We start from the raw sequence: 12,027 nt of genomic DNA, 5'->3' as shown, positions 1-12,027 counted from the left end.
TAAAATCTATATCCTGAAATCATAATACTTTCATTCTGAAATAAAAATTTTATCTTGCAACACTCTCAGTACATTTAATTTTTTGTAATTTGCAGCTATATTTAAGCAATGTGTATATAATTGTCTTGCAACTCTCGGTACCTTAAGATAAGTAGCAATAGTTAAGAAAAATTGTAAAGTCTCTAAAATTGTTTTCCATCCTTTCTCAGGAATTTTAGCTCCGACTGTTTGTATATTATGTAATCGATCAAATAATTTAATTAATAGCAACTCTTCTTTCTTTTGCTGATATAATATTTTAACTATTTCTACTGAACTAATTTTTTTATCATTTTTAACTCGTGTTAAATCTTCAACTTGATTGGCAATTTTATAACCAAATTCTTTTATAATCATTTCTTTAGTAAGTAACGTATCTTCAATACAGTCGTGCAATATGCTAGTGACTATGATATCTGTTCTAAATAAATAATCAGACACCATATATGCTACTTCTAAAGGATGTGAATAATAAAATTCTCCTGTTGCTCGTTTTTGCCCACCATGATATTTTTTAGCAAAATAAATTGCTTTTTGAATTTTACTAAGATCAACTTTGTTCTTAGAAATCTTATTAATAAGCATGATCTTCGTTAATAACCTTTTACTATATCGGCAATTTAATAAATCTGTAATTTTTATTTTGTCTAGCTCAAGATCTATACCTTTAGGTTTTAACTTTCCTATAATAGGATCTATAGTTTTTTGATGATTTTCTTGACTTCTTGCCATATATCCTTCCTTACTATAATTTGCTTAAGTGTAACAAGTAAAGAACAATAATCAAGAAAATCATCATTATTCGTTAATGCATAATCATCAAAACCTTATCAATATCAACATTATGTATCATAAATCAGATCATCAAGAAGAGGTAACTTAATTGGTATATTACAGACGATAGTAGTACTTTTACCTTTTTCACTTGTTACTTCAATCTCTCCATTTAACTCACCAATTAGACGTTTTACAAAACTTAATCCTGATCCAAGCCCATGATATTGCATAGCAACATCAAATTTATCAATCTTTTCATGAAGATGTTGCCTGATTTCTTGAGACAGACCAATACCACTATCATGCACCATAAGTTGGAATACCATCTCTCTATTTTGTTGTTCTGATTCTGAAACGGCTGGACTAATAGCAAACATGTTCACTGTTACCACAACTTTGCCTTCTTTAGTAAATTTAATAGCGTTATCTATTAACTGCTCTAATATTGCCCCTATTCGATAAGTATCACTAATTATAGCATTTGTTAAATCATACTGAAAATTACAAGATAAATTTAATCCCTTACGTTGAGCTATTGGCATCGCTTTATCAATAATCTTATTTACCAACTGTTTTGGATCAAACTTATTTAAAACTATAGGAGGTAATCCAGAATTATTCTGTAGATAACTAAATATGTTGTTATAATAATCCAGTAATTCTTCAGCATAACTTACCACACTAGCTAAATAATCCTTTTTTTCAGGATTATCTTCTATTTCATAAAGAGCTGTTACTAATGAAAAAATTCCGTTACATGGAATCTTTAATCCATGTACTATATTTTGCATAACATCTCTTTTAAATAACACAGATTCTTTCAATTTATTATTTGCTTCTTGTAGTTCTAATTTATATTTAATTATATCAGTATAATCTGTGATCGTCGAGTTAATGATATTCTCTTCTTGTTGATATGGTATTAATGTGACAGATATGGGCGATAATTGAAGGTTCCAATTTGTTTTAGTAAGATTAGTAATATTATGATTATCTTTTGGTTGATTTTGATTATTAATTGTCATAGCATTTCCTTGCTGTTAAAGTTAAGAAAACAGCTCAGAGGTTAAGGAGATAAAATCTTGTAGTTTTTAACTTAGCCTCTGAACTCAGAACTGCACTATACAGCTCTCATCAAGGACAAATATCACCACAATTCTACGAAGTACAGAGGATTTAAGAGCTTTTTTGACAGATTTTTATACAATTAAACAAACAGCTGCACAAATGAGACACAGCTAAATTACTATTGTTTATTAGCTTAATTCTTTAATTTATTACATCTAAATCCAAAGTAGCATTAATTATGCTACAAAAAACATCAAAAATTCCCTTGAATATGGTATTTTGCTGGCATTTAAGCATACTTTATACTATAATTATTAGTATAAATATTTTAATAATAATTTCATGTCAGTAAACAACTCAAACAAAACACAACCATTTCTACAATGGGTTGGCGGTAAAAGAAAAATAGTTGATCAATTAATTAAATTTATTCCTGCAAAATTAAACAACTACTATGAACCATTTCTTGGTGGTGGGGCTTTATTTTTTCAAGTTAGAGATAAATTTAAACAATGCTATTTATCTGATATTAATCTAGAGCTAGTAACGTCCTATAACGCAGTTAAGAAGAATCCAGATAAGGTCAGTAAACTATTAGACTCTCATAAAGAAAAACATTCTAAAGAGCATTATTACCAAGTTAGAAGTAATAATGACAGTAATGACCCAGCGAAGATTACTGCAAGATTTATCTATCTTAATAGATATTCATTTAAAGGCATTTACCGGATTAATATTGATGGAAAGCCAGCTCAAACTTTCTCTGGTAGGAATTATAGTAAATCTGATCTTGCCTTTAGATTAAAACAATGTAGTCAGCTTTTAGCTGGCACATCTATTTGTGCTATAGATTTTTCTTTCATTGAACCACAAAAAGAGGATTTTGTTTATTTTGATCCTCCTTATCATAAATCAGGTGAGAAATTCTATACTAGATTGCCCTTTGATGAAAATGAGCAAACAAGACTGCGGGATTTTGCTTTAGAGCTAAACAATAAAAATGTTAAAATAATGATTTCTAATAGTAATACTCCATTTATTAGAAACTTATACAAAAATTTTAATATTAAGATTATTAACGTTAAATATTCTATGCCTGAGAATAATAAAATATCTAATGAGGTAATAGTAACAAATTATCCATTACCACAATAGCTTAGTTATATTCAAATTTGATTAATTCAAAGCAATAATCTTGAGTCTTAAAAGTTTCTTCTAGATCTTGCATATGACGATTCCTAACATAACAATCATTAAAAGCCGTTGTTGATTTAAGGATTACCTTTTTGTTGACTATATCTTCCTCTACCACTACTAATTTACTTAATACCCCAAAATCAATATATTGGTTATAACGTTCAATAAGAAATTTCCTCACTTTATACCATACTGAATCAGGATTTAATTGTTTGCTTAGCTGCAATAGATAATTTTGTTTTTCATCTTCGATATTATTCTGCTTCTCTTCAAGCTCAGCAAATGGTATGATTTTCAACTTCCCAATACTACGACCATAGATCATTTGTACTTGCTGTAGTATTTTATCTTGTGCATTTTCTGAAAGCATAATATTTTTAAGTAGTTTTATTTGGTATTGATTATCAATTGTCCCAATAAAGCAGCAAGAGCTAAGTAATTCGTAAGCTATATCAGAATCAAAAACGCTGATTATTTTACGTTTTAACTGGACTTGTCTGCTAGTATTGTTACTGCTTTCTATTTTATCTAGATATTGCTCCTGAACTTTATACACATTGCTAGATTTAAACTGAAACTGCTGACAATTAGCTTGAGTAGTTTCTCTTAGTTCATTAGCTAAAGCTTTAGCCATGTAATTTAAAAATACTTTTTTATGACCAAAGTGATGTTCTGGGTATTGTTCTGCTAGTTTCAATAAGAGCTTGTTAATAAAAGTAAGATTAAATTCTCGATTTGATTTTATCTGTAATAAATCAGCCTCTTCTTGGGTTAATGGATGGAAATCTGTTAATTTTTTTCTTTTGAACCAGCTTTTATGATTAACAGCATTAATTACTGAATTATTGCTATTTGATGGTGTAGAGTCATATTTTTTAGAGATTTTATTAATAACTACTTGTAGTGCAGTATTAATCCTTGTAGCACCTGTTGTGATATTAGCACTAGATAAACTGGTATTATCAGCTTGTTGTTGATCATTGGTTGAGCTTGCTGTTTTGGATTGTAAATTTGTTGCACGTTTTTGTTGTTGTAACTGACCTTGGTTATTATGATTAAATATATTTTTTTCATTTTGAAAAATTGTAGATTCGCTAGATCTAGATTTATTAGATATATTTTTATTATTATCTATATATATTGTCTCATCCAAACTTTTTTGGGGTTGAGGCCAAATTTCTTTGGGCTTGACCCCAAAGTTTTTTGGAGTTGGTGCAAAATTTTTTTCATTTTCAGGTGGTATTTTGCTAGAAGCAGGTTGGAAATTTCTAGCCAGCTTAATACAAGTAGTATTGCGGCATTTAATACCATATTTAATAATAGTTGCTTTATAAAACTTAATGAAGCCACTCTTTTCTAATTCAATTAGGCACTGTCTGACACGTTCTTGACAAACTCCCAAGTGTTCTTCAAAGAAATGATAGGTTTCCTGAAGTTCATCGATATTATTGTTATAGTAGATTTGCAAGCGAAAGACTATTAAAGAGAGAAGCTGCCTTGCAGTTTTACTTAATATTTTTCCGTTATGAGATAAGAGATTACTCCATTCAGGTGGGATAAAATTACCAACAAAATTATAGAAAATGATTGAATTTTTATCATCAAAATTACGTGTTGCACAATCGGAAGTAAAATGTGATGAGCATATAGTGTGCATAAGACCTCAACTTAAACATCAGGTTTAGTCAAGGTAGTAAGAGAATTAGAGTACCATTTTTAAAAACGCGATGAGCATATAAGCAGCATATGGAGTAGGGAGGTAAAATTATCAGATTAAGAAAAGCTTGATTTTATGCTGGTGGGCGATAGGGGAATCGAACCTCTGACCTTTACGATGTCAACGTAATGCTCTAACCAACTGAGCTAATCACCCTTATAATTTTTGTAATCTTTATGTAGTTTTGGCTTTATCGAATTATGGACCTTATAATATTTACAATTAAGATAAGTGTCAATTGATTAGTTCAAGTTATATGTTAAAAAGATTATATTGATAAAAAATAGTTGTATAATATATCAAACTTGATATATTATACATATGACAAAGTGGATTATAAAATTTATCAATAATGCTACAGAGAAAAAAGTACAGAAGCTTACTTATGATCTACAAGCTGATTTGTACATCTATGTGAACTGTTTATTAAGTTTAGTCCACATAACGTAGAGGGATGCCCTACACAAAAAATATCGAAGACAAACTTTGGGAACTATTATTTAGCTATGGATAAAAAAATAGTTATATTGCATACATTTAAAAAAAAAACAGAAAAAACTCTTAAAACAGCTATTTTTCAATAGCTAAAACTTAAGATTAAAGGAAGGTTTTAATGAAAAACTTTGATGAATTTAAAAAAGAGTTATTATCAAACCCTGAAGTAAAAAAAGCTTATGAAGAACGAAAAATGGAATTTGAGATAGCAAGCACTTTAATAAAGGCTCGTCTTGCAATCTAATATGACTCAGGCGGATGTTGCTAACAAAATGTCTACTTCTCAAGCTCAAATAGCAAGAATGGAAAGCGGACATCATATTCCTAGTTTCTTAAGCCTTCAAAAATACGCTAAAGCTGTAAATCAAAAAATTAATTTGTTGATTACCCCATAGGGTGTACTACTAAATCTATATGTAGTTTTTAACCCTTGTTTTTTAAAATTCATTAATGTACTAGATTAAGCTTTATTTCTATTATTTAGTCTATAATTTTATGGTGGATTTAAAAACTAAAGCCTTTGATATTTCTCAAAATTTCACTATTTCTCTTGACGGTCCTGCTGCTTCAGGTAAAGGGACCATCGGTTTAATACTGGCCAAGAAATTTTCTCTTAAATATTTTCAGTCAAGTATTGTTTATAGGCAGCTTGCGTTTGACTGTATTAGTCAAAAAATAGATGTCACTGATATAGATGCGGTAATTGCTTTATCTAAAGAATTAAAACTCGACAATAATTTTGACTTAGAGAATGAGAATATAGGAAATATAGCATCGCAAATTGCTGTAATAAGTGAAATTAGAAATAATCTAAACAAATACCTGATTAATCTAGTAAAAACAACACCTAGAATGATTATGGAGGGTAGGGATATAGGCACCGTTGTTGCACCTGACTCCGATTTAAAGATTTTTATAACCGCAACTCCTCAAATTAGGGCTGAAAGACGATATAAGCAGTTGCAAGCAAAAGGAAAAACATGTATACTCGATGAGATTTTACGGCAAATAATTTTGCGAGATAAAAGAGATAAAGAGCGAAAAGCTGCACCGTTATTACCAGCTTCAAATGCTTTAGTTATCGATACTTCAAAGCTTTCGGCTATGGCAGTCGTAGCAGAAGTAACAAATTATATACAGACTAAAATAACTTGAAAAAGTGCTAGGTTATTTTATTCGATTTTATGGCGTTGTTGTATGGCTAATATGTCATGCAAGAGCATCCAATTTTATTAACCTTTCAAAAAAATTTTATTAGCCTAGGCACTTTAGCTAATATTATGAGAAAAATATGTCAATAAAACTAAAACAACGATTTGTTCCACAACTTGCAGCAATGAATCACGAATTTGAAGAAGATTTCTCTAAAATGCTTGAAACCGTTGATACAAGTCATATAAAAGAAAAAACGGTAGTTAAAGGTCAAGTAATCGAAATAAAAAACGATATGATTATTGTTGACGTTGGATTAAAAAATGAAGGTAGAATACCTAAGTCTGAATTTTTAGCTTTACCTGAAGTTGGGGACGTAGTTGAAGTTTTCATCGAGAAAATTGAAGGACGTAACGGCAGAACGATATTGAGCCGTGAAAAAGCAGTTAAAGAAGAATTATGGGGACAACTAGAAATCATGTGTTCCAAGGGCGAATTTGTCGACGGTACGATTTTCGGTCGCGTAAAAGGAGGCTTTACCGTGGATTTATCCGGTGTAGTAGCATTCTTACCGGGAAGCCAAGTTGACGTTAGACCTATTAAAGATCATAATTCTATAATGAACATCAAGCAACCGTTTAAAATTTTAAGTATGGATAAAAAGCTTGGTAATATAGTAGTTTCAAGAAGAGCTATTTTAGAAGAATCACGTTCCGAAGCGAGAGATGAGATGCTATCTAAAATTAAAGAAGGCATGGTATTAGAAGGAACCGTAAAAAATATTACTGATTACGGTGCGTTTATCGATCTTGGAAGTGTTGACGGTTTATTACATTTAACCGATATTTCTTGGGTAAGAGTTAACCATCCTTCAGAAGTGTTAGAATTTAACCAAAAGGTTAAAGTAATGGTTATTAAGTTTGATGAAAAAACCAAAAGAATATCACTCGGTATAAAACAACTTGATTCTAACCCATGGGAAGCAATTAAAGAAGAATTCCCCGTCGGTAAACAAATGACCGGTAAAGTTACAAATTTTGCTGATTACGGCGTGTTTATAGAATTAAAAGACGGGCTTGAGGGACTTGTTCATTCAAGCGAAATTAGTTGGTTAAAATCTAATCAAAATCCTAGAAAAACTCTAACTATAGGACAAGAAGTAGAATTCGTAGTTTTAGAGGTCGATACTGAAAAGCATCGTGTTTCTTTAAGTATTAAACAATGCCAAGAAAATCCTTTAACAAAGTTCGCTGAAAATAATCCTGTCGGTACTATAATTAAAGCACCGATTAGAAATATTACGGATTTCGGTATTTTTGTTGCACTCGGTAATAATATGGACGGCATGATTCACGAAGGTGATATTAGCTGGGAAGATAAAGGAACGGATCTATTAAAATCATACAAAAAAGGTGACGAAATAGAATGCAAAGTTCTAGCCATTAATATTGAAAAAGAACAAGTTAGTTTAGGTATAAAACAATTGTCGCCGAATCCATATCAAGAAATCAGTGATGAATATAAAAAAGGCACAATAGTTAAAGCCCTTATAACAGAAGTTAAAGATGAGGGACTCGAAGTATTATTAAACAATAAAGTAGCAGGTTTTATTAAAAGAACTGAACTATCGGATAAAAAAGACGAGCAGAAGCCTGAAATGTTTCAAATAGACGAAGAAATAGAAGCAAAAGTTGTTTCTATCGAGAAATCAACAGGTAGAATTTTATTATCGGTAAAAGCTCATAAAATAGCAGAACGTCAAAAAGCTCTCAAAGAATATGGTTCTAGTGATAATACTACCAATATGGGGGATATACTTGCTAATGCTTTAGAAGATAAGAAGTAATAATCTATAAGTCATTGCGAGGAAAAACTGTAAGTTTTGACGAAGCAATCTCAGGAGTTCTATGCTACTTCATGAGGTTGCCAAGTCGGTTATTAAAATAACCTCCTAGTAATGACGAAAAACTATTTAATTCATCAATTTCAGGAGAAAATATTAATGTCGTATGTACCGATAGTAATTGAACCAACATCACGCGGTGAACGTGCTTATGATATATATTCAAGATTGCTAAAAGAACGTATAATCTTTGTATGTAGTACTGTTGAAGATCATATGGCAAACTTAATTGTTGCACAATTATTGTTTCTTGAAGCAGAAAATCCTAAAAAAGATATATATATATATATCAATTCCCCCGGAGGAGTTGTAACCGCAGGCCTTGCGATTTATGACACAATGCAATATATAAAACCTAAAGTGGCTACATTATGCATAGGTCAAGCTTGTTCTATGGGTTCACTTTTACTGTGCGGGGGCGAGAAGGGGATGCGTTATAGTTTACCTCACAGTCGTATTATGATCCATCAACCGTCAGGAGGTTATAAAGGGCAAGCTACCGATATAGAAATCCACGCTCAAGAAACCCTAAAAATCAAAAGGTTACTTAACGAATTGTATAGTAAACATACTGGACAAGAGTTAAAACATATCGAAAAAAGTATGGAACGTGATAATTTCATGTCACCGGAAGAAGCAAAAAAATTTGGATTAGTAGATAATATAATTTCTTCTAGAGATGCTATGGCATTGTTAGCAAAATAAAGATTAAATTTTATAAAAAAATCTTATAGCTTTAGTTTTATTATTATAGTATAAGGGAATTAATTTGTTATAGTCAAGTCAGTGGGATTTGCACACCAGGAGCGAAACGACGAGTGACAATGCAGGGCGAATCCAAATCAATTGACTATATTGGGGTCATAGCTCAGTTGGTAGAGTGTTTGAATGGCATTCAAAAGGTCGGGGGTTCGATTCCCCCTGGCTCCACCAGTTAAAATAAGGGTTCCCTCTATTCTATTCTTGCTTAGCACACTCCATATGCTGCTCATATTTTACTCCTGATTGTGTAACACATGATCATAGAGATAATAATCCTCCTATATTTTATAATTTTGTTGGTCATTTTATCCCCCCTGAATGGATTAATCTCTCATCTCATAATGGTAAGATACTAAGTAAGACTGCAAGACAGCTATTGTCTCTAATAGTATTTCGCATGCAGATCTACTATAATAATAGTATCGACGAGCTCCAAGAGACTTATACCTTCTTTGCAGAAAACTTAAGAGTTCTGTCAAGAACGTGTAAGACAGTGCTTACTTGAGTGAAAAAAGAGTGGCTTTATTGATATGCATAAAGCAACGATAATTAACCATGATACAGTCTAAATATACAATCGGGTATATTCTATCCAATACTCGTGCTTGCCACCTTGTTACCTCATCCATAACTCCATCGGTTATGCTGGAAATAAGCTCTTTGGATACATCTGTATGATACATTTCCTCTAAATGAGATTGAATCTCACTCATGGTCATACCTCTTGCATAAAGAGCAATAACGCTATCATCAAATCCAGTGAATCTTCTAACTCCCTTAGGAATTAATTGAGGCTCAAACCTATTATCTCTATCTCTTGGAATATCAAGTTCTATCTTTTGACCGCTGTCATCTATTATTGTCTTCGCACTCGTCCCATTACGACGATTGCTATCTTGCTTTGATGCCTTGCTATGCCTTGAATAACCTAATTCATGACTTAGCTCATATTCTAGTATTCTCTCTAATACCTGCTTCTTTAATTGTTGAAACAATCCATCCGTACCAAATAACTCATTAGGATTAGATTGTGATAATATTTCCTCGACTAGCGTATTATTTATATCTACGCTTCTAGTGCCAGCTGCTATTTTCTTAGCCATATTTATTACCTTTGTTTATATTGTATTTTAAAAGTAATGCTTTCTCTGTTTCTTTACAACTTACACAAATTATATGACAGACTCCGATTTCCTATTTTTTTATTTGCCAACTTGGGAGTACAAATCACATTTTAAAACTAGTTCGCCAAGTAAATTGTTGGTAAATTCTTCAGTTACAGTTCATAATTGTACAAATTATGCTCATCTGCTCTAGTGCTTGACACCACACCATGTGGCATCTACTCCCAATTCTGTAAATCACAAAGCTGTAGTTGTTTTTCTTCCAAGCAACAGCTATGTAACCTATTGATTTTCATGCACTTTGATCTATTAAAGTAAATCCTAATTCTTTTGCTCGTTTTTCTAAGCCATATACTAATTTTGCTTTATAAGTTTGTTCGTAGCGTGCCATACCCTGTTCAACATATACCTGACCCAATTTCAACAACCTATAAAATAAGCAAGCTATCTTTCAGTTGCCGTAATAGCTTTAGGAGATCCTTTACTGATTTTTATTCTACGCATAAATGATCCAATGGCAGTATTGGTTTTACCTGCCGCCGCCGCAATCCTGAAAGCAGTAGAAGCTCTGTTGATTACTTTTCTGCTTTTAGTACTAAAAACTTTTTCACCAGTGATTTTATTAGCAGGGCTTAAACCCAGCCATGAAGAAAAATGGTTTTCTGACTTCCATTGCGACATATCCGTGCCGACTTCAGATATGATTGTTTGGATAATACATTAAGACCAGGTATTGTACTAAAATCAATGCCTGTCATTTTATAGAGTTCTTGTTTAAGATTAAATTTAGGTCTGTTACTACGAGATCTCTTTGAATCATCTTTTATTACTTCATTCCCTTTAGGGACCAAATCCTTATAATGCTCTTCTATTTGAATATCGATTTCTTCAATTTTTTTCAGATAACCCATATATAATTCAAATTCTTGCTTCAGTACAAAGAGATGTTCTTTACGATATCGCCTTGAAGTGACTTAACTATAGTCTCTTTACTACTTTTGATTCTGTCATCTCTCAATTTTGCTATATTTTACTGGATCATGCTCACCATCTATAATTGCTCTGATAATTGCCATACCTGTTGTACCTGTAATATCAGTAATTACATTACGTAGTTGTAGATTCATTTCTGTTAAAACTTTTTGCATACGGAGTACATGCATTGTAGAGTTTTTGATCAGACGCTCTCTTTGACGTATATAGCTTCTCAATATACAAATATTATCCTCAGGTCGGAAGGAAGCATGTAACAAACCACAACTATGTAGTTTTTGCAACCATTGCGAGTCTTGCACATCACTTTTGCGTCCAGGAACATTTTTTACATATTTAGCATTCACTAAATACACTTCAAATCCCCTTTGTTCAAGTATTTGGAATACTGGTATCCAATACACACCGGTTGACTCCATAGCTATAGTTTTAATACCGCATTTCTTTAGCCAATCTGCCATTTTATATAAGTCATCAGTAAAACTGCTAAATTTTCTTACACATTCTTTATCCCGATCTTGTGGAACGCAAACATAATGTGATTTTGATCCTATATCAATCCCTGCAGCGTCAGGATTGATAATTTGCAATGTACTTGTATTATTATCATTGTTCATAATAAAGCTCTCCTTGTAGTATAGTTGCACATTAATCTTAGTTGTGAACCTGATACAAGTCAGCGGGGTTTAAAAATTATACTCTTCCAAACGAGGTATCAATATCTGATCCATCAATGTACAAACCATCATCCTTCAAAGTCACGCTCCTAATCTGGTACTAAAGACGCCATTGAGTGTACC

General features: G+C 31.8%; 8 protein-coding genes, 2 tRNA genes and 2 pseudogenes. 6 read left to right on the top strand and 6 right to left on the bottom strand.

Annotation, left to right across the window (positions count from 1 at the left end; genetic code table 11):
• Positions 1-30: 30 nt before the first annotated feature.
• Complete coding sequence (locus A3305_RS00130) at positions 31-771, bottom strand: HD domain-containing protein (RefSeq protein ID WP_014392523.1); 741 nt, start codon at positions 769-771, stop codon at positions 31-33.
• Between the two features lie 110 nt (positions 772-881).
• Positions 882-1,841, bottom strand: coding sequence for a sensor histidine kinase (locus tag A3305_RS00125; protein WP_014392522.1), 960 nt, complete (start codon positions 1,839-1,841; stop codon positions 882-884).
• 385 nt (positions 1,842-2,226) lie between these two features.
• Between A3305_RS00125 and A3305_RS00120 the strand changes: the two genes are divergently transcribed.
• Positions 2,227-3,039, top strand: a complete 813-nt coding sequence (locus A3305_RS00120) for a DNA adenine methylase (RefSeq protein WP_014392521.1) — start codon at positions 2,227-2,229, stop codon at positions 3,037-3,039.
• Position 3,040: 1 nt separating this feature from the next.
• Here A3305_RS00120 and A3305_RS00115 read toward each other — a convergent pair whose 3' ends face one another.
• Both A3305_RS00115 and A3305_RS00110 read right to left on the bottom strand, forming a co-directional pair.
• Positions 3,041-4,738, bottom strand: a complete 1,698-nt coding sequence (locus tag A3305_RS00115) for a hypothetical protein (RefSeq protein ID WP_014392520.1) — start codon at positions 4,736-4,738, stop codon at positions 3,041-3,043.
• A 139-nt stretch (positions 4,739-4,877) separates the two neighbouring features.
• Positions 4,878-4,954: transfer RNA gene (locus tag A3305_RS00110), tRNA-Val, on the bottom strand.
• 457 nt (positions 4,955-5,411) lie between these two features.
• On the opposite strand from A3305_RS00110, the pseudogene A3305_RS11350 reads away from it, so the two are divergent.
• The 5 genes and pseudogenes from A3305_RS11350 to A3305_RS00080 all read left to right on the top strand — a co-directional run bounded on the left by A3305_RS11350 (position 5,412) and on the right by A3305_RS00080 (position 9,281).
• A pseudogene (locus A3305_RS11350) lies at positions 5,412-5,688 on the top strand (helix-turn-helix transcriptional regulator).
• A gap of 100 nt (positions 5,689-5,788) precedes the next feature.
• Positions 5,789-6,448: a (d)CMP kinase gene (gene cmk / locus A3305_RS00095; RefSeq protein ID WP_014392517.1), complete on the top strand. Its 660-nt coding sequence runs from the start codon at positions 5,789-5,791 to the stop codon at positions 6,446-6,448.
• Positions 6,449-6,584: 136 nt separating this feature from the next.
• A complete protein-coding gene (locus A3305_RS00090; RefSeq protein WP_014392516.1) occupies positions 6,585-8,291 on the top strand; it encodes a 30S ribosomal protein S1 in 1,707 nt (568 codons plus the stop codon).
• Positions 8,292-8,447: 156 nt separating this feature from the next.
• A complete protein-coding gene (clpP, locus tag A3305_RS00085) occupies positions 8,448-9,053 on the top strand; it encodes an ATP-dependent Clp endopeptidase proteolytic subunit ClpP (RefSeq protein WP_014392515.1) in 606 nt (201 codons plus the stop codon).
• 152 nt (positions 9,054-9,205) lie between these two features.
• Positions 9,206-9,281 (top strand) — tRNA-Ala (locus A3305_RS00080).
• Positions 9,282-9,607: 326 nt separating this feature from the next.
• On the opposite strand, the gene A3305_RS00070 is transcribed toward A3305_RS00080, so the two are convergent.
• Both A3305_RS00070 and A3305_RS00065 read right to left on the bottom strand, forming a co-directional pair.
• Entirely contained in the window at positions 9,608-10,213 is a 606-nt protein-coding gene (locus A3305_RS00070; protein ID WP_014392514.1) for an IS256 family transposase, read from the bottom strand.
• A gap of 313 nt (positions 10,214-10,526) precedes the next feature.
• A pseudogene (locus A3305_RS00065) lies at positions 10,527-11,844 on the bottom strand (IS110 family transposase).
• Positions 11,845-12,027 lie beyond the last annotated feature (183 nt).

The organism is Rickettsia amblyommatis (assembly GCF_002078335.1).
GTDB lineage: Bacteria > Pseudomonadota > Alphaproteobacteria > Rickettsiales > Rickettsiaceae > Rickettsia > Rickettsia rickettsii.
Note: the sequence above shows the minus strand (reverse complement) of the source record. Positions and strands in the feature narration are given on the sequence as shown.